Genomic DNA, 18536 nt, shown 5'->3' with positions numbered 1-18536 from the left:
TCATCACGTCGGGCGGCGAACGCCGGGGCGGCGAACGTCGGCGCGGGGACCGTCGCGGGCGGCGAGGCCGGCGCGGCGACCGTCGGGGCGATGTGCGTCGGCGACAGGAGCGTCGGGACAACGAACATCGGGCTGACGAGCGCCGCGGCTGACGAGCGCCGCTGGTGACGAGCGCGCCTGATAGGAGCTGAGACTCATCATGGACCCCGGACAGGCGCGCGCCAAGCGCATCTGCACGTGCATATGCAATCGCCCGACGGAAGTTTGTCCGTTTGGGTAGCCCCGTACCGCCTTACACGCCATCCATGCCGGGTCGGCCGCCGGTGATCTGCTAAATCGGTTGACCACGTTAGTGATCAGCGGAGCGTGCTCGGCTTCCGTCCCGTGACCCGCTGCCACAGCCAGCCTGCGGGGACCGTGCGGCCGTACAGGACGTACTCGCTCACCACATGATTGGTCATGGTGTCCAGCAGATCGCGCCGGGCGATCCGGCGGCCCGCGAACAGCAGCTGATCGCCGGGGCGCAGGACCACGTCGTCGGCCGGGCCCAAGGTGGACTCGTCGCCGCGGAGCAGGAGCAGCGGGACGGCGGCTATCCGCTGGTCCCGGTCGTGCGGGCAGTGCATGAGATCGCCCAGGCGAGGGGTGACCGCGTCCGAGTCGAGCCAGGCCATCAGGGCCGGCGCCTCCCGCGCCGTGAGCGTGACCTTCCACAGGCCGTCCAGCTGGGAGCCGCAGTGCGCGCCCAGCAGGGCGATCGTCTCGGCCGCCCACTCGTCGCCCCGCGCCGGCATCTCCTGCAGGAAACGCCAGGTCAGGGGCGTGCTCAGCTGGGCGTAGATCTCCCGCGCGGCCATCTCGGCCGGCACCAGCAGCCAGTCGACGTCCATCGTGGCGAACAGCGGCGCGTTGCGCGGGCGGTTCTGCCTCGCCCCGATGAACAGGGCCGGGTTCTCCTTGCGGGCCGCCGCCACCAGCGACAGGTTCGTCGCGTCGTTGTGGGTGCCCGCCACGAACCCGACCGCCGTGGACAGTGAGGCCCGGGCCATGACCGACGGCTCGGACGCGTCGCCGACGATGACGCCGTCCTCGGCGGAACCGAGGTCGATCACCGTCACCTCGAGGCCGTCGGCGCGGAGGTCGTCGACCAGCTTGTGCCCGAACCGGCCGTACCCGCAGACCACCCACCGGCCCGACGTCGGCGGACGGCCCCGCTCCGGCCGGGTCGCACCCTCACCCTTGATCAGCCAGGCCAGGAGCTGGAAGGACGAGGGCTGGTGCAGGGCCAGGCGGATGTGGTCGCCGAACCGGTCGAACGGGTTGACCACCGTCGGCGAGCCGAACGCGCGCATCCGGTGTTCGATCACCGGCGACACCGTGCGGGCGATCACCGGCAGGCTCGGCCTGATCAGGGCGGCCGTCATGGCCACGGTCAGGTTGACCTCGTCGTTGTTGGTCAGCGCGACCACCCCTTCGCACTGGGGATGTTCGAGGCCGGCCGCGCCCAGCATGTGCGGGTTGGCGCCGTCGGCGACCAGGCCGGGCACGTCCGCGTAGTAGGCGTCGATGTCGAGCGAGTCCACGTGCTCGGGCGTGTCGTCCAGCACGACCAGGCGGCGCCCGAGGGAGTCCAGCGCGTGCCCGAGCAGCTGCCCGGTCTGCCCGTAGCCGACGATCAGCAGGAACGGCTCCCGCATGTGCACGACCTGCCGGGTGAAGCGGCGAAGGGCCAAAGCCTCTCGAAAGGCCCGGTCCCGTACGAGGGTGAGCAGCGAACCGATCGCGTAGGCCCAGCCCACGACGCTCAGATAGATCGACGCGATCACCCACAGCCGTTGCGCGCCGGTGAAGGTGTGCGGGATCTCGCCGTACCCGATGGTCGTGGCCGTGTAGCTCATGAAGTAGAACGCGTCGAAGAAACCCATCCGGGTCGGGCGCCCGGACGGGTCCTGGCCGGGCATCAGGGTCAGGCCGAGCACGCTGACCGCGAAGATGACGATCAGGACGATGAGCGGCGCCCGCATCCGGCGCAGGATCAGGAAGATCGTCGACGACGGTTCGGTGGGGCGGGCGACCGTCGTGCGGCCCTGGGGGTGCTGTCGGGCGACCATCAGCGGCGGTTGAACGACACGGTCTCGATCACCAGGAGCGCGACCGAGACCAGGTTGGCCAGCAGCGCGCCGCCGGAGAGCGACACGACGCTCGCCGTCGCCTCGCCGGTCATCCCGGCGCCGGAGATCTGCGTGGCGTACACCCAGGCCAGCGTGGCCGCGATGAGCTGCAGATCGGCGACCAGGCTGGTGGCCAGGTGGACCGCGCCGATCTGAGTGCGGTCGCCGAACTTGAGGACGGTCGCGATCAGGTTGACCACGACGGCGGCGAAGAGCTCGTACTCGTTGTGCAACGCCGGATCGGAGATGTCGCCGATGAAGAATCCGAAGTTGAGCGTCGCAGCGAGGAGCACGAAGAAGCCGAAGATCACCTTTTCGAGACTCACGGCTTCAACCTAACGGGACGAGGCGTCGTGCGCGCGATGGAACTCGCTGCGGCGGCGGCGCTTCTCGGCGTACATGGCGGCGTCCGCCTGTTCCAGGGCCGCCGCGAAGCCGTCCTTCGGAGTGACCGCGGCCCAGCCGACCGAGCCGGCGACACCGGCCACCTCCATGCCGAGGTGGATCCGGGCCATGACCGTCTCGGCGTCGGCCTCGGTGCACTGGGGCAGCAGCACGCCGAACTCGTCGCCGCCGAGGCGGGCGACCACGTCGGTCTCGCGGACGGCGCCGGCCAGGGCGGTGGCGGCGGCCCGGATGTACGCGTCGCCGGCCGCGTGACCCTGCGTGTCGTTGATGACCTTCAGTCGGTCGAGGTCGACCATGGCGATCACGGTCGGGTCGGCCAGCCGCTCGTACAGTTTCTCGGCCCGGTCGAGCAGCCGCTGCCACGCGCGGCGGTTGGGCAGGGTGGTCAGCGCGTCGGTGTCGGCGCTGACCTGCTCGCGCAGCAGCGCCCCGGCCGAGCGGTCCTGGGCCCGGTCGGCCGACAGGGCGGCGGTGAGCAGCTGGCCGAGCAGGGCCATCAGCGGTTCGGCGGCGGCCATCCGGGGGTCGCCGGCGTGGCTGCTCGGGTCGAGGCCGCAGATCGCGCCGAAGACGGAGCCGTCGGGCTCGGTGATCACCGCGCCCGCGTACGTGTTGATCTCGATGAGGTCGTTGACGCCGGCCGCCGCGTACTCGGGAATGGTCTGTGCCTCGAGGGCGACGGCCGGCGTGTGCTGGGCCGCCATGTGGACGCAGAAACTCTGCTCCCACGGGTGGCTCTCGCCCTGCCGGAGGCCGTAGCCGTTGTCGGCGTCAAGGTAGAGGTAGGTCTGGCGGCCGTTCTCGACGCGGGTGACCGACCAGAAGGCCAGCGGCATGTTCTCGTGCAGATAGTCGAGCACGAGGCGCGCGGCCCGGGCGAACGTGCCGGCCGGCGGCAGCGCGGGGGCCGCGGTGGGTATCGCCCGCCGCTCGGTGGTGACCTTGGGCGGCGGCTCCTGGTCCGGCTTCGGTGCGGTCGTGGCGTCCACGGGAAGCGTGAAGGTGATCCGGGAGCCGCGGCCGGCCGGATTGTCCGAGGCCCTGATGGTGCCGCCGTGCCGCTCGACGATCTTGAGGCAGATGCCCAGGCCGAGGCCGGTGCCGCTGTAGCCGGAGCCGCGGTGGGCCCGGTGGAAGTTCTCGAAGACGCTGTCCTGCTGGTCGGCCGGGATGCCGATGCCGTTGTCGTCGAGGGTCACGGTGACCATGTGGTCCTGCCGCGACGAGGCGAGGGTGATCTCCGGGACGACGCCGGGCGCGGTGTACTTGATCGAGTTGCTGATCAGGTTCTCGAGCAACTGCCGGGTCAGGACCGGGTCCGCGTACGCGGCGCCCAGCTCGCCGATGTGGAAGGCCGGCTGCGGGGCGCCGGTGCTCTGAGCCTGGTCGATCCGGGCCATCGCGATGTCGTTCACCACGGCCCCCAGGTCGACGACCGACGGCGCGATCGTGGCGTCGCGGGCCGTCGTGTAGGCCAGCAGGTCGTTGATCATGTCGCGCATGCGCGCCGACGCCCGGCGGATGCGGCGGATCCCGTCCTCGGCCTCGGGGGTGGCCGGGTGGTCGGGGAAGTCGGCGAACGCCTCGGCCAGCGCCTCGCTCCAGCCGTCGATCGTGGCCAGCGGGTTCAGTAGGTCGTGGGCGACGACGCCGGCGAAGTTCGCGAGCTCGGTGCGGTGCCGGCGCTCGGAGGTGACGTCGTGGAAGACGGTCACGGCGTACCGGGCGCCGTTCGCGCCGGCCGCGATCGGCGTCGAGTTGACGCTGAGGATCCGCCCGTCGGGCAGGGCGGCGTTGCGGATCAGCAGGTCCATGCCGCGCACGTCGGTGCCGGACAGGGCCTGCCGGTACGGCATCTCGTCGGGCTGCAGCGGGGTCCCGTCCGGGTGGAACAGCCCGTAGAAGTCCGGGTGCCGCATCAGGTCGGACGGGCTGACCTGGCCGCCGACCAGGCGCCGGACGGCCGGGTTGCGCAGCAGGATGCGGCCCTGCTCGTCCATGACGGTCAGGCCCTCGCTCATCGAGTCGACGATCGTGGTCATCAGCTGCGCCTGCGAGGCCGCCGCCTCCTGGGCGCCGCGCAGTTCCCGCAGGATCGCGGTGCGCTCGTCGCGGCCCAGAGCCAGGGCCAGACCCACAACGGCGATCATTCCCACGTACGCCTGTGCCACCAGGGCCCGGGCCGGATGCGACTCGATGAGCGCGAACGGCCCGGTGCCGCCCAGCGTGTAGAGCACGGCGACGGCGCCGAAGGCCAGATCGTGCAGGATGACGAAGCCGGTGTGCAGGCGGGTGCCGGCCCAGACCGTCATGGCGATCAGCGAGAAGGCCAGCGGCAGCCGGTTGTCGGTGCCGAACACGGCCGTGTACGCGGCGATCGACACCACGATCACCAGGATGTACTCGAGCTGTTTGCGCGTTGGCAGGCCGGCCCAGATCCCGCGCAGCGACGGCACGCTCCGCCGGTGGACGAGATGGCCGAGGCGCAGCCCGGCCGCGCCGATGAGCAGGATGCTGACCGTGTTGCGGGTGAGCCAGACCGCGGTGGCGGGGCCGGAGTAGGAGCCGTTGACCGCCCACACCCCGGTCGGGCCGATCAGCGCGCCGACCGCGGTGGCCACGAACGACGCCGCGACCAGGCGCCACAGCTCCTGCGGCCGGGCGAGCGGGCGTTCCCCGCCGCCGCCCCACAGCCCGGGCAGCCACCGCCGGAAGAGGGTGACGAAGGTGCACGCCTGGGCCAGGTTGGCCACCACGAACCACACAGCCAGCGAGGCCGGCGCGCCGGTGGAGATGTTCACGCCCATGGTGACGGCGGCGATGGCGAGCCCGTCGATCCACCGCCAGCGCGAATGCCACTGGGCCAGGAACCAGATCGCGGAGACGCCGGCGGCCGGCCAGACCATGCTCAGGTTGGTCTCGTCCATGACCGTCTTGCGGCCGACATAGGTGGCGGCCGCGTAGAGCACGGTGAAGACGAGCGTGCGCAGCAGAGAAGCGCGCAGCGTCATGCCCGCACGCAGCTCAGCCATCAGCGCACCGCCCCCCTCACGGATTCCTATCGACCCGATCCGCGATTCGATGAGCGACTACGGCAGGTGCATTCTGTGCTGCACCGCGTGCATCAAGTCCTAACGCCCGTTCCGGCCGACGACACAGGATGTGACGCGGAGCGGAAACACCGCCGAAACATCTTTTCCCCTATCCAGGCGCGCAGAGCCATCGACAGGAGCAGATATGAAACGTATCAGAACTGCCGGCGCGGCGGTGCTGGCGCTATGCGCGCCGTTCTTCTCGCCGGTGGCGGCGCGGGCCGCCGTGGACTGTTCGGCTGTTCCCTGGATGAACACGAGGAAGACGGCCGAGCAACGGGCCGCGGCCCTGCTCGCCGCCAGCACCCAGCACCAGAAATACCGATGGCTGGTGGAACAACCGGCGAACAGCCCGGCCCAGACGGAATGGCAGGACGGGGTCGTCTATCCGGTTCAGGTGCCGTGCACGCCGACCGTGGTCTATGCGGACGGGCCGGACGGCGTACGGTTCACCCCCGGAGTGACCGCCTTCCCGGCGACGATCGCGCAGGCGGCGACCTGGAACGAATCGCTGGCCTAGGCGAAGGGGAAAGCGCAGGCGGCCGAGGCGTTCGGCAAGCGGAAGAACGTGCTCCTGGCGCCCGGACGTTGCGCGAGATCTACGACCTGCCGTTCGAGATCGCCGTCGACCGGGGCGCGCCGTCGAGCGTGATGTGCTCGTACAACCAGATCAATGGAACCTATGCCTGCGAGAATCCGCGCCTGAACTCCGTACTCAAGCGAGATGGTGGGTTCGACGGCTATGTGATGAGCGACTTCGGGTCGGTGCACTCGACCGCGGCCTCGCTCGTGAACGGAATGGACCAGGAGCTCAACCGGCCGATCTGGTTCACGCCGGCCCGGCTCGACGCGGCGCTGGCGGCGGGGGAGATCACCCAGCGGCAGGTCGACGCCGCCGCTTTCCGGGTCGTGCGGTCGTCCATCAACCGACGGGGTCAGCGCGAGTTCGGTCTGCTCGCTGCCGTGGCGGTTCGGCAATCCGGCCACCCTGCAATGCGAGGACCTGGTGTCGCCGGAAACCGCCATTCGGGACCGGGCGGCCAACCCCCGTACCGTCGTGGTCCTGCAGACCGGCAGCGCGGTCGAGATGCCGTGGATCGCGCAGGTGCCGGCGGTGCTGGAGAACTGGTACGGCGGCGAGCAGATGGGCCCGGCGATCGCGTCGCTGCTCTTCGGCGACACCAGCCCGTCCGGCAAGCTGCCGATGACGTTCCCCAAGGCCCTCGCGGACATCCCGACGGCCGGTGACGCGGCGCGATACCCGGGCGTCGCCGGCGCCGACGGCATCCGGCAGGTCGACTACAGCGAGGGACTCAAGGTCGGCTACCGCTGGTATTAGAGCGAGGGCAACCGGCCGCTGTTCCCGTTCGGCCACGGCCTGTCCTACACGTCGTTCGCCTATTCCACGCCGGAGGTGACCGTCTCGCATGAAGTGAAGATCAAGTTCACGGTCAAGAACACCGGCCGGCGTACGGGTACGGAGGTGGCCCAGGCGTACGTCAGCCTGCCCGCCGCGACGGGCGAGCCGCCGTCCCGCCTGATCGGCTGGGAACGGGTCACCCTGGCCCCGGGTCAGCAGAGGACCGTGGAGATCAGCCTGAGCCGTTCCGACCTGTCCGGCCCGCACCTGCTGCAGTACTGGGACTCGAAGCGCTCGTCGTGGGTCACCGCCCGCGGCGTCTACGGGCTGAGCGTCGGCGGTTCGTCCGGCACCAAGGCGCGTACGTCGTTCCGCGTCCGTTGAGCACGGGGTGAGGCGGCCCGGGCCGCCTCGCCCTATTGTCGTCCCATGACAACGCTGCGCACCGACGACTGGGATGCCGGCGTGGGCGCCCGCACCCGCCACGACGGCGACGAGTTCATCGACCTCGACCTGTGTGAGACCACCCTCGAGGGCGTCGAGTTCGACAAGTGCACGTTCCGCAACGCCCGCTTCAACTGCGCCGAGCTGACCGACGTGGCCTTCCTCAACTGCACCTTCGTGGCCTGCAACTTCTTCGACGCCTCGCTGACGAACTGCAAGCTGGTCGGCAGCTCCTTCGACCGCTGCTCCTTCGACCTGCTGACCGCGGACGGCGGCGACTAGTCCTTCACCTCGCTGCGCGCGGCCGACCTGTCCACCGCCACCCTGACCGGTTTACGGATGCGCGAGGCCGACCTGACCGGAGCCCGGGGCCAGGGCGCCACCCTGACCGGCCTGGACCTGTCGGGCGCCCAGTTCCACCAGGCCGACCTGACCCGGGCCGACCTGCGCGGCAGCGACCTCACCGCGCTCGACCCGGCCACGGTCTCCCTCCGCGACGCCGTCATCACCCCCGACCAGGCGGTGACCATCGCGTCGGCCCTCGGCCTGGAGGTCCGCGCGATCTGATGGCCGGCCCGTGGCATCATGCTGGGCCATGGATCATCAGGGACGGTTGCGCCGCGCGGCGCTCGAGTCGGGCATCCCGGACGACGAGGTCGGCCGGTTCACCGACCACCTGCGCTTGTCGATCAGGCTGAGCGCGGGCACGCGCGGTGCCGAACCCCCGGCTGCCGATGACAGTTCACTGCCGCTCGTCCTGTCCGTCGACTGCGCCGCCCTGCCGAGGATCGACGGCTTCCCCCTGCCGGCCGGCGGGTCGCTGCTGTTCTTCCTGGACCACGAGAAGGACCACCTGGCCGCGGCCGAAGGCGAGCGGAAGTACGCGCGAGTCACCCATGTCCCCGAGGGTTCAGGACTGTATGAGGCGACGCTGCTGGCCGAGCTCCCCGACTGGCTCCTGACGGACGACGAAGACGAGGACGACGACTTCACGCCTTTCCAGGAGCAGCTGGCCCACGATCTCGAGCGCGACTTCCCGCACCTGGACGAGTTACGCGCTCTCGCCGTCGACCTCTGGCCGCCGTCCCAGGGTCTCGCCCGCGCTTACCTCGGCGGCTACGTCGACGACGAGGTGATGACGAGCATCGCGGAGCAGACCCTCGCCGGCCGGGAGAAGGCCGGCGAGATCGTGATCCCGGTGGCAAAGTGGTATTCGCACGTGGAGAGGGAAAAGCACCGCCTGGCCGGCGAGTGGCTGTCCCTCGCGCGTTTTCCGCTGCCCGGCACCTATTACACCGCCAGTTTCGTCATCCACTACGACGACCTGGCCGCCGGCCGCTGGGACAGGGCCCTGTCCGTGACGGAGTTCACCGAGTAGCAGGGCGGCCGAGTCCCGACGCGACATGGCGCAAGCGGCCGCTCGGCTACCGGCTCCGCCACATCACCAAGGTGTCCCTCTCCGACCGCTACCTCATCGCCCTGGCCGCCATCGCGGGAACGGCACCCAGCACTGACGGGGCGATGTCCATCCGGCCGGCCTCACCGGCCGGCCGGCAGCCGCGCGGCCAGGATGGCGATGTCGTCGTCCCGGTCGGTCCCGATGTCGGCGACCGCGTCGTCCAGCAGGTCCTGCAAGCGGACGCTACGCCATGTTCTGAGCCGTCGATGCAGGGAGTCGTCGGTCTCGCGGCCGACCAGCCCGTCGGTGTGCAGGAGAACGGTGGATCCGCCGGGCAAAGGCGTCGTCCAGGTGCGCCGGCGGGCGAGCCGACGGGCGCCCAGCAGCAGGTCGTTGCCGGTCAAGGACCGTACGGTCCCGTCCGGGTGGACCACCACCGGGGGCGGGTGGCCCGCGTTCGACCAGCGCAGGCGGTAGCCGCCGCCGTCGAGGGCGTCGATGACGGCGACGATGGCGGTCGCCATGATCGGTTCGCCCAGTGCGTGGTTGGCCGCGTCGAGCCGGCGCAGCAGTGCCGCTGGGGAGTCGTGGCGGTCGACGATGTAGGCGCGGAGCATGCTGCGCAAGGTCCCCATCCGGGCCGCCGCGGCCATGTCGTGGCCGACCACGTCACCGATGACCATGATCAGCTGGTTCGCGCGTCCCGCGACCACGTCGTACCAGTCGCCGCCGACCTTCTCCTGCCGGTTCGCGGGCAGATAGTGCGCGGCGAGTTCGTAGCGGTCGACGGCCGGCAGACGGGAGAGGATCGCCTCCTGCAGGATGTCGGCGACCCCGCTGCGGGCGTCGAGCCGCTGGGCTCGTTCCAGCGCTCCCGCGATGTAGGAGGCCAGGGTCGCGATCACCGCTCGTTCGGCGACGTAGAACGTCCGCGGCATGTCCCACCGCAGGTGCAGCGCCCCGAGGACGCCGACCGTGCCGACAACCGGCACGCAGGCCGCGGCCTGCCGGCCCAGGGCGCTCACGGCCGGGAACGCGGCGGCGAGTTCGGCCGCGTCGGCGAAGTAGAACGCCCGTCGCTCCAGGATGGCCCGCGCGGCCAGGGGATCCGGCGTGGCGTCCATGGGGACGACCTGGAGATGGCTCGCGCCGAGCCCGGTTCCTCGAAGATGACGGACCGCCTGCAGCACGTCCGAGGTGGTGACCGTGGTCGACAACGTCTCGCTGGCGCGCAGGAGAAGCAGGTTGCGGGTTATGTCGGCCGATGTCATTTCCGGTGGTAGCCGTACCGAAGTCATGAGGAGCTCCTGCGTGCGGGGGTCGTGGACGGCGTGATGGTGCGGGCGTGTTCCCGGACGTCCGCACCATCACGGGTCAGCGCACGAACGTCGCCACCGGCTTGCCGGACTGGGCGATGGAGGTCGAGAGCATCAGCCCGGGGCCGAGGCGGACTGCACTCCAGCGGGAATCTCCGTACGGACCTGAATGATGTCCCGGCCGGGGATGGACGAGGTTCGGTGCAGGGTTTCGGTGCGCTTGAGCTTTGTCGCGAGCTCGTCGGAGTCGGACGGCATGTCAGCTGGTGAGGAAGTCGAGGAGGTCCTTGTTGAACTCCTGCTCGTGGGCGCCGGTGAGGCCGTGCGGGGCGCCGGGGTAGATCTTGAGGATCGAGTTGGCGACGATCTTGGAGGACTTCAGCGCCGCCGCTTGGATCGGCACGATCTGGTCGTCGTCACCGTGCAGGATCAGCGTCGGCACGTCGATCTTCTTGAGGTCTTCCGTGAGGTCCGTCTCGGAGAAGGCCTTGACGCAGTCGTAGGCGCTCTTGATGCCGACCGACATGGACATCAGCCAGAACGCGTCGTGGGCACCCTGACTCACGGTCGACCCCGGCCGATTGGCTCCGTAGAACGGAAAGGCCAGATCACGGTAGTACTGCGACCGATCGGCGAGTACCGCCTCGCGGATCTCGTTGAACGGCTCGATCGGCGTCCCTTCCGGGTTGGCGGGGGTCTTGAGCATCAGCGGCGGGATGGCGCCGAGCAGAACCATCTTGGCGACCCGGGAGGTTCCGTGACGTCCGACGTAGCGGGTGACCTCGCCTCCGCCGGTGGAGTGCCCGACCAGGACGATGTCGTGCAGGTCGAGGTGCTCGATGACGGCGGCCAGGTCGTCGGCGTAGTGGTCGAGGTCGTTTCCGTCCCACGGCTGGCTCGAGCGTCCACCGCCGCGACGGTCGTGGGCGATCGCCCGGAACCCGTGACTGGCGACGAAGTTCGCGGAGCCGTCCCAGGCGTCCGCGGTGAGCGGCCAGCCGTGGCTGAAGACGACGGGTTGCCCGCTGCCCCAGTCCTTGAAGAAGATCTCGGTGCCGTCGGGTGTCGTGACTGTCGGCATGTGCTTTGCCTTTCTGCTCCTCGGTTGTCGCCTCTGGTCCTCAACCTCCCAAAAGCCCGAGGCTCTGACCAGGACGGTTGGCCCGAGGACCGGGGGGTGCTGACCGGAAGAAAAGGCGGGCTGCCCCGGTACGGGAATCCGGTGCACCGCCGACACACTGTGGACCGTCACGGCGGCCGTCTGGGTGGCCTGATCGGAGCGGGCGGCAGCGCGGCCTTCGGCCATCACACGCTCGCGCTCGCGGTGCCCACCGTCCGGCGACTGGCTGCCGGCACCGACATGCCGGTCGCCGGCGGCTGAGGGGCGAGGTGACATCTGGCTGGCCACCTCTTGTTTCCGGCCAACCGGAAGGCCACGGGCGGCGTCCCCGGCGGAGGATGCCGATGACGCGGCATCGCCGGGAAAGGTGACAACCATGCGTATCACGCGGAACACGGGGCAACTCGGCGAGGTCGAGGTGGATTCCGCCGGCGCGGGCGGCGGCCGGAGCGGCACGTCGGCGATCGTCGGGTTCCTCCTGCTTCTCGAGTTCGCCTCCGGGCTGACTCAGGGCTGGCTCTCGCCCCTGTTGCCCAGCCTCTTGCAGCGCTACGACACCACCGCCGCCAACCTGAACTGGGTGAACGCGGTGTTCCTCCTGTCGTCAGCGGTGTGCGTGCCACTGATGTCCAAACTCGGCGACATCTTCGGGCACCGCCGGTTGCTGACCATCGCCGCCGCCCTGGTCGCCGTCGGGTCGGTACTGGTGGCCGTGGCCCCGACCTTCGGAATCCTGCTGGTGGGGCGGGCCGTCCAGGGGCCGCTGCTGGCCTTCCTGTCGCTCGAGTTCGCTATCGTGCGGGAGCGCGCCGGCCGGCGGACCGGCCGGGCGGTCGGGCTGCTGGTCGGTTCGCTGGCCCTCGGCGGCAGCGTCGGCCTGCTGCTCGCGGGTCAGGCGCGTCAGCACCTGAGCCTGTCCACGACGTTGTGGATCCCGGCCGTCCTGATGATCGCCATGGTGCCGGTCGCGGCGTTGCTCGTTCCGGAGACGTCGGCCCGCATACCGGGTCGCGTCGACTGGGCCGGGGCCGCCCTGCTGAGCGCCGGGCTGGTGCTCGTGCTCGCCGCGGTCGGCAACGGCGGCAGCTGGGGGTGGGCGAGCGGCCGTACGGTCGGCGGGATCGTGGGCGGCCTCGCCGTGCTCGTGCTCTGGATCATCGTCGAGCAGCGCGTCGCGCAGCCGTTCGTCGACGTGTCCCTGGTGCTGGGTGGGCGGCTGGGACCGCCGGTTCTGGCCGGGTTCTTCGCCGGGGCCGAACTCTTCGGCAGCCAGGCGGCCGGTGCGCTGTTCCTCGGCCTGCCGGCCAGCACCGGGATCGGGCTGGGACTGTCCGCCGGGCAGCTCGGACTCGTGCTCGTGGTGTTCGGCCTGGCCGCGTTCGGCGGCACTTCGCTGGCGCCCCGGCTCACCGAGTGGGCCGGCAGCCGGGCCACCCTGGTCACCGGAGCCATGCTGAGCGTCGCCGGGTACGTGCTGACCGCCCTGGCCCACGACTCGGTGGGCCTGTTCGTCAGCTGGCAGGTCCTGGTCGGACTCGGCAACGGCCTGGTCCTGGCGGCGCTGTCGAGCTATGTGGTGACCCGGGCTCCGGCTGACTCCGTCGGAATCAGCGCCGGACTGCTCAACACCGCCCGAACCGTCGGGGGCGCGGTGTCGGGTGCTGTCTTCGCGGCCGTCATGGCAGCCATGGCGGTCCGGCTGCCCGGCATCGGCAAACCGGTCACGACCGAGGCCGGCTACATGACCGTCTGGCTCGTGTGCGCCGGCCTGGCGCTCGCCGTCGCCGCGCTGGCTCTGCGGTTCCACGGGGAGACCGGCCCGGCCGGTGCCGATATTTCCGGTCAGCCCTACCACCGCTGAGGACGCCGCGCTGAGACGATGAGCGGATGCCGAGCCCGATCCTGGTCGTCGACGACGACGCGTCCGTCCGCGGACTGCTCGTGCGTATCCTGCGGACCTGGGGCCACACGATGATCCTCGAAGCCGGCTCGGTCGCCGAGGCCCTGGAACGCGCCGATGCCTGCCGCCCCCGCATCGCCCTGGTCGACGTCGGCCTGCCGGACGGGGACGGTTTCTCCCTCACCCGGCGGCTGCGGTCGAAGCCGTGGACGATGCGCGTGGTCATCTTCTCCTCGGATGCCGACCCGGCGAACAACGCGGCCGCCGTCCGGGCCGGAGCGATCGGCTTCTTTCCCAAGGACGAGCTGTTGAGCCCGGCCCTGCGACGACTCCTCGAGGAACGCGACGATGACCCACGATGACGCCGGCCGCCCCCTGCGGATCGCGATCGGAGAGGACGACGTACTGCTTCGCGAAGGTCTGGCCCGGATCCTGACCGATGCCGGGCTCGACGTCGTGGCCCGGTCCGGTGATGCCGACGACCTCCTGCAGCGCACGCTAGCCTACCGTCCCGACGTCGTCATCGCCGACGTCCAGATGCCGCCCGGCCACGAGGACGACGGCCTGCGTGCCGCCATGGAGATCCGCCGCCGCTCGCCGCGGATCGGCGTGCTGATCCTGTCGCAGTTCTGCGAGCCCGCGTACGTGATGGACCTGGTCGGCGACCGGCCCGAGGGCATCGGATATCTGCTCAAGGAACGCGTCGGGGACGTCGAGGCGTTCGTCGACGCCGTCAACCGGGTCGCGGCCGGCGGTAGCGCACTGGATCCCGAGGTGGTCGTCCGCATGCTCGGCCGCCGCACCAAGGACGGGCCCCTGCGACTGCTGACGCCCCGCGAGTCGGCGGTGCTGGCGGCCATGGCCGAGGGGTTGTCCAACTCCGGCGTGGCGGAGAGTCTGCTCATCAGCCACGCCTCCGTCGAGAAGCACGTCACGGCGATCTTCCGCAAACTGCGCATCGCTCCCGTCGACAGCGAGCACCGCCGTGTTCAAGCCGTCCTGACCTACCTGCGCGCGGGCGATCGCCGGCGATGAAGCGGCCGGAGACGCCCGACGTACGCGACCTCGTGGCGAACCAGGCGGCACTGCGACGGGTCACCGCGACGGTGGCCGCCGGCGAACCGCCACGGAAAGTGTTCCAGGCGGTCACCGCCGAGGCTTCCGCGCTGCTCGGCGACACGCTCATCGCCCTGACGAAGTTCGAGGGCACCGCGGCCGGTACCGACTCCGTCGTCGTGGCCCAGACGGGCGGTCACGTACCCGTCGGCGCGCGGCTCCATCTCGCCGCCGGCAACGGCATCGCCGCCCGGATGTGGAGGTCGGGCCGCCCTGAGCGGATCGACGACTACACCGGCGCAGCCGGACCGGCGGTGGCCACGGAGCTCGGCATACGGGCCGTCGTCGCGGTTCCGGTGACCGTGGACGGAAGCCTCTGGGGCGCGCTGAGCGTCAGCTCACGTATCGGCCCGCTGCCGGCCGGCACCGAGGACCGTCTGGCTCAGTTCGCCGAGATCGTCGCGGCGGCCGTGGTGAGTGCGGCCGCCCGTGAGGCGCTCCTCGCCCTGGCCGCCGAGCAGACGGCGCTGCTTCAGGTGGCGGCCCTGGTCGCTCACCGCGCGAGCGAGACCGAGATCTTCGAGGCCGTCACCCGGCAGGCGGCCACGCTTATCGACGACGAGCCGACCACCCTGGTCCGTTACGAGGGTGAGCGCACGTTCACCGTGCTCGCCACCCACCACGGCCCGGCCGCGGTCGGGACCAGGGTCACCGTTCCGGTCGGTGACGCCGGCACTCTGGACGAGATGATGCGGACGTTGAAGCCGGCCCGGCTGGACCGTTACGACCTGTTCGCCGACCGCACCTACTCCAGCCGGGACTTCGGCGTCGGCTCGAGTGTGTCGGTGCCCATCATCGTCAACGGCCGGCTCTGGGGGGCCTTGGGCACGCTGAACGAGGGCCGCCGTCTGCCGACCGGCACCGAGGAACGCCTCGGCAAGTTCGCCCAACTGGTCGCGTCGGCCCTGGCCAACGTCGAGGCGCAGGTGGAGCTGAGGAACTTCGGCGCCCGGCAGGCCGCCCTGCGACGGGTCGCCGAACTGGTCGCCCGCGGCGCCGCGCTGGCCGAGGTGTTCAACGCCGTCGCGACCGAGGCCTCGAACATCCTGGGCGAATCGGCTGCGGACCTGTTCCAGTACGACGGTACCCACTGCACAGTCGTCGCCACCTGCCGCAGCCCCGTCCCGGTGGGATTCCGGAGCCGCGCCGACGGCGACTCGGCCGGCGCGCGGGTGATGCGGGCGCGACGACCGTGCCGGTTCGCCACCCTGGACGGAACCGATTCCGCCGGCCAGGCCCGCGAGTTCGGCGTGGGAGCGCTGGTGGCGGTGCCCGTCTTCGTGGAGGGGCGGCTGTGGGGCGGGCTGGCCACGACCACGCGGGGGACGCCGCCACCGGAGGACGCCGAGGACCGGCTGGCCGAATTCGCCGAGCTGGCGGCGGCCGCGATCGCGAACTCGGAGAACAAGGAGAAGCTGCGGGCGTCGCGGGCCAGGGTGGTGGCGACGGCCAACGAGGTACGCCAGCGGTTGCAGCGCGACGTCCACGACGGCGCCCAGCAGCGGCTCGTGCAGACCGTGCTGTCCCTCAAGCTCGGACTGGACGCGGTGAGTCGTGGCGAGGACCCCGCCGGTCTGATGCGCGAAGCCCTCGACAACGCCGAACGCGCCACTGTGGAACTGCGGGACATCGTGCACGGAATCCTCCCGGTCGCCCTGGCCCGGGGCGGCTTGCGGGCCGGTATCGACTCGCTGGTCGCCGCGTCCGCCATACCGGTCGAGCTCGATCTGAGCGCTCGGCTCCCCGGCCGGTTGCCGAACGATGTCGAGGTGACGGCGTACTTCGTGGTGGCCGAGGCGCTGACGAACGTCGTGAAGCACGCGCACGCGACGCGGGCGCGGGTGGTCGTGGCCGGCGAGGGGGATCGCCTGGTGGTCGAGGTCAGCGACGACGGTGCCGGTGTCGCCGATCCTCGTGGTGGTTCGGGCCTGACCGGCCTGTTCGACCGGGTCGATGCCCTGGACGGCACCATGGCCTTGACCAGCGGTAACGGCCGGGGGACGGTGGTGCGGGTCGTCCTGCCGCTGTCGGGCGCCCGATCGGATTAGTCACTCGGTGCCGACCGGCAGAATCGCTCTGATCGTCGTACCGTGCCCCGGAGGGCTGCTGACCATCAGTTGGCCCCCGCAGGCCTCGACGCGGTCGAACAGCCCGGTCAGCCCCGAACCCGCTCCGACATGGGCGCCGCCCACACCGTCGTCGCCCACCTCGACGCGGACGACGCCGGCGCCGACATCGGCCCGCACCCAGGCCCGCCCGGCCTTGGCGTGCTTCACGACATTCGTGAGCGCCTCGGCGACGACGAAATACGCGGTGGTCTCGAGCTCCACGGCCAGCCGCGGCATGTCGACGTGGGCCTCGACCGGCAACCGCAGACCGGCCAGCAGCGACTCCACGCCGCCGGGCAGGCCGCTGCGTGTCAGCGCCGCGGGAAGGATGCCGCCGACAATGTCACGCAGTTCGTCGGTGGCCCGCTGGGCGTGCTGGAGAGCCTCCTGAACATGATCGATGCCGGTCCGTACGTCGTCGGCCGCGAGCGCGTGCCGGGCCAGTTTGAGAGCGATGACCGTGTGGACGAGCCGCTGCTGGGCGCCGTCGTGAACGTCACGTTGAAGCCGGCGTCGGCTCTCGTCGGCCGCCGACAGGACACGTGCCCGTGAGGCGATGAGCTGATCGCGGCTCGCCGCGTTGCTCACAGCGGTACCGACCAGGTTGGCGAATCGCTGGAGCCGGTCCTCGATGCCGGACGCCAGCGGTCCGTCCGCCGAAGTGACAGTCAGCATTCCCCACACCTTGCTCTCCACCGCGATGGGCGCGGCGACCGCGGCGCGCATGTCGAAGGAGCGGGCGAGGCCGGCATCGGGTTGCGCGCTGTAGTCGTCCACCCGCACGGCGGCCGCTGTCAGCCGGACTCGTTCCGGCAGCGTATCGGGCGCATAGGCGATACGAGTTCCCGGCGGCGCCGGCCCACCGCTTCGGCTGATCACGCTCAGCGCCTCGTCCTCCTCGAAACGTACGAGGGTGACCGGCTGCCCGTGCAGAAGACGCTGCGCCTCCGCGGCGACAGCAGTGAACACCGCATCGGCGGGTCCGCCGGCGGCCACCAGCTCCGCGACGCGCAGCAGAGCCGCTTGTTCCTCGTTCAGCGACCGGACCTCGGCCCGGGCCTGCGAGCTGGCGATCGCCGTACCGGTCAGCTCCGCGAAGCGCCCGAGTTTCCCCTCGATGTGCGCCGGCAGGATGCCCCGGCCGGCCGCGACGAGAACGCCCCACAGGCGATCCCCGACCATGATCGGTGCGGCGGCGCTGGACGAGAAACCGTGAGCCGCCGCCAACTGCGGCCAGGTGCCCGAAGTGCCGGGCAGCCGGTCCACTCGAGCCGGCCGCCCGGTTCGCCAGACGCGCTGGGTGGCGCCGTCGCCCTCGGCCACGGCCCGCATCCCCACCACGACGCCGTCCGGCGGATCGTGAGTCGCGACGACCTCCGTCGCTCCGTCGGGCTCGAAGCGAAGCATCGTCGTGAAACCCACGCCGACCAGCCCGGCCGCCTCAGCGACGACCGCCTCGAACACCTCGCCGGGTGTGGCGTCGTGCGCCACCAGCTTGGCCACTCGCTGCAGGGCAGCGGCCAGCTGCTCGAGCTCTTCCCGGATCTGCCCGTGGGCGATCGCCCCGGCCAGCAGCTCGGTGAACTCGGCCAGCTGCTCCTCGGTACCGGGGGGAAGCGTCTCACCGGTGGTCGAGCCGACGGCGGTCAGGCCCCACACCTCCGCGTCGACCATGACCGGGGCGCCGACCGCGGTTCGCCAGCCCCAGCCACGCACCACGTCGGCCAGCGAACCGGACACGGTCTCGTAGGACGGGATCCGGCTCGGACGCCGGGAGTCCCAGATCAGCCGGGCCAGAGTTCCGGTGCCGACCGGTCGCTGGATCCCGGCGCGCTGATATCCGAGCGCCCGGTTCCAGCGGCCGATCACTGTGACTGTCTCGTCCCGGTGGAACCGCAGCAGGACCGCGTCGGTTCCCGGGATCAGGCGGCCCACCTCCGTCACCGTCGCTTCGAAGATCTCCGGCTGCGGGGCCCCGCAAGCGACCAGAGTCGCCACCCGCCGCAACGCCGCCTGTTCGGCGGCCGATCGCTGAAGATCACGGGAATCTGGTCTCATGGGAAGCCTCGTCCGCCAATGCGCATTCGATGTCCGGCGATCAT

Annotated in this window: 17 protein-coding genes and 2 pseudogenes; 12 read left to right on the top strand and 7 right to left on the bottom strand. The window is 70.8% G+C overall.

Features of this window, described 5'->3' with window-relative positions; genetic code table 11:
- Window positions 1–356 precede the first annotated feature (356 nt).
- The 3 genes from AB0C26_RS37045 to AB0C26_RS37035 are packed head-to-tail and all read right to left on the bottom strand — an operon-like array spanning window position 357 to window position 5611.
- Window positions 357–2111, bottom strand: coding sequence for an NAD-binding protein (locus AB0C26_RS37045; RefSeq protein ID WP_360257340.1), 1755 nt, complete (start codon window positions 2109–2111; stop codon window positions 357–359).
- The gene (locus AB0C26_RS37040; protein ID WP_097327907.1) at window positions 2111–2497 is read right to left on the bottom strand and encodes a DUF6394 family protein; all 387 of its coding nucleotides are present in this window, start codon (window positions 2495–2497) and stop codon (window positions 2111–2113) included. Before AB0C26_RS37040 ends, AB0C26_RS37045 begins: the two co-directional genes overlap by 1 nt.
- A gap of 9 nt (window positions 2498–2506) precedes the next feature.
- The gene (locus AB0C26_RS37035) at window positions 2507–5611 is read right to left on the bottom strand and encodes a diguanylate cyclase domain-containing protein (RefSeq protein ID WP_360257336.1); all 3105 of its coding nucleotides are present in this window, start codon (window positions 5609–5611) and stop codon (window positions 2507–2509) included.
- A gap of 205 nt (window positions 5612–5816) precedes the next feature.
- On the opposite strand from AB0C26_RS37035, the gene AB0C26_RS37030 reads away from it, so the two are divergent.
- The 7 genes and pseudogenes from AB0C26_RS37030 (at window position 5817) to AB0C26_RS37000 (ending at window position 8853) form a co-directional block, all read left to right on the top strand.
- Window positions 5817–6191: a hypothetical protein gene (locus AB0C26_RS37030; protein ID WP_360257334.1), complete on the top strand. Its 375-nt coding sequence runs from the start codon at window positions 5817–5819 to the stop codon at window positions 6189–6191.
- Window positions 6074–6526, top strand: a pseudogene (locus AB0C26_RS37025) (glycoside hydrolase family 3 N-terminal domain-containing protein); the annotation flags it as partial. The gene AB0C26_RS37030 and the pseudogene AB0C26_RS37025, both read left to right, overlap by 118 nt.
- A 151-nt stretch (window positions 6527–6677) precedes the next feature.
- Window positions 6678–7010, top strand: a complete 333-nt coding sequence (locus AB0C26_RS37020; RefSeq protein ID WP_360257332.1) for a glycoside hydrolase family 3 C-terminal domain-containing protein — start codon at window positions 6678–6680, stop codon at window positions 7008–7010.
- A gap of 93 nt (window positions 7011–7103) precedes the next feature.
- Complete coding sequence (locus AB0C26_RS37015) at window positions 7104–7415, top strand: fibronectin type III-like domain-contianing protein (RefSeq protein ID WP_360257330.1); 312 nt, start codon at window positions 7104–7106, stop codon at window positions 7413–7415.
- A gap of 45 nt (window positions 7416–7460) precedes the next feature.
- Window positions 7461–7829 (top strand): annotated as a pseudogene (locus tag AB0C26_RS37010) (pentapeptide repeat-containing protein); the annotation flags it as partial.
- Window positions 7815–8042, top strand: a complete 228-nt coding sequence (locus tag AB0C26_RS37005; RefSeq protein ID WP_360257657.1) for a pentapeptide repeat-containing protein — start codon at window positions 7815–7817, stop codon at window positions 8040–8042. The pseudogene AB0C26_RS37010 and the gene AB0C26_RS37005, both read left to right, overlap by 15 nt.
- Window positions 8043–8070: 28 nt before the next feature.
- Window positions 8071–8853, top strand: a complete 783-nt coding sequence (locus AB0C26_RS37000) for a DUF1963 domain-containing protein (protein ID WP_360257328.1) — start codon at window positions 8071–8073, stop codon at window positions 8851–8853.
- A 161-nt stretch (window positions 8854–9014) separates the two neighbouring features.
- Here the strand turns inward: AB0C26_RS37000 and AB0C26_RS36995 are convergent, their stop codons facing one another.
- From AB0C26_RS36995 to AB0C26_RS36985, 3 genes are all read right to left on the bottom strand, one after another.
- Entirely contained in the window at window positions 9015–10172 is a 1158-nt protein-coding gene (locus tag AB0C26_RS36995; RefSeq protein WP_360257326.1) for a PP2C family protein-serine/threonine phosphatase, read from the bottom strand.
- 132 nt (window positions 10173–10304) lie between these two features.
- A complete protein-coding gene (locus AB0C26_RS36990; RefSeq protein ID WP_360257324.1) occupies window positions 10305–10448 on the bottom strand; it encodes a hypothetical protein in 144 nt (47 codons plus the stop codon).
- 1 nt (window position 10449) lies between these two features.
- Window positions 10450–11271: an alpha/beta hydrolase gene (locus tag AB0C26_RS36985; protein WP_360257322.1), complete on the bottom strand. Its 822-nt coding sequence runs from the start codon at window positions 11269–11271 to the stop codon at window positions 10450–10452.
- A 96-nt stretch (window positions 11272–11367) separates the two neighbouring features.
- On the opposite strand from AB0C26_RS36985, the gene AB0C26_RS36980 reads away from it, so the two are divergent.
- From AB0C26_RS36980 to AB0C26_RS36960, 5 genes are all read left to right on the top strand, one after another.
- Window positions 11368–11571, top strand: coding sequence for a hypothetical protein (locus AB0C26_RS36980; protein WP_360257320.1), 204 nt, complete (start codon window positions 11368–11370; stop codon window positions 11569–11571).
- Between the two features lie 115 nt (window positions 11572–11686).
- Entirely contained in the window at window positions 11687–13171 is a 1485-nt protein-coding gene (locus AB0C26_RS36975; RefSeq protein ID WP_360257318.1) for an MFS transporter, read from the top strand.
- Between the two features lie 26 nt (window positions 13172–13197).
- Entirely contained in the window at window positions 13198–13572 is a 375-nt protein-coding gene (locus tag AB0C26_RS36970; RefSeq protein ID WP_360257315.1) for a response regulator transcription factor, read from the top strand.
- 13 nt (window positions 13573–13585) lie between these two features.
- Window positions 13586–14245, top strand: a complete 660-nt coding sequence (locus tag AB0C26_RS36965; protein WP_360257655.1) for a response regulator transcription factor — start codon at window positions 13586–13588, stop codon at window positions 14243–14245.
- Window positions 14242–16374 (top strand): GAF domain-containing protein, encoded by a 2133-nt coding sequence (locus tag AB0C26_RS36960; RefSeq protein ID WP_360257312.1) that lies wholly within the window; start codon window positions 14242–14244, stop codon window positions 16372–16374. Before AB0C26_RS36965 ends, AB0C26_RS36960 begins: the two co-directional genes overlap by 4 nt.
- Here AB0C26_RS36960 and AB0C26_RS36955 read toward each other — a convergent pair whose 3' ends face one another.
- The gene (locus AB0C26_RS36955) at window positions 16375–18492 is read right to left on the bottom strand and encodes a GAF domain-containing protein (RefSeq protein ID WP_360257310.1); all 2118 of its coding nucleotides are present in this window, start codon (window positions 18490–18492) and stop codon (window positions 16375–16377) included.
- Window positions 18493–18536 lie beyond the last annotated feature (44 nt).

The organism is Actinoplanes sp. NPDC048796, from assembly GCF_040650035.1.
Classification (GTDB): Bacteria; Actinomycetota; Actinomycetes; order Mycobacteriales; family Micromonosporaceae; genus Actinoplanes.
Note: the sequence above shows the minus strand (reverse complement) of the source record. Positions and strands in the feature narration are given on the sequence as shown.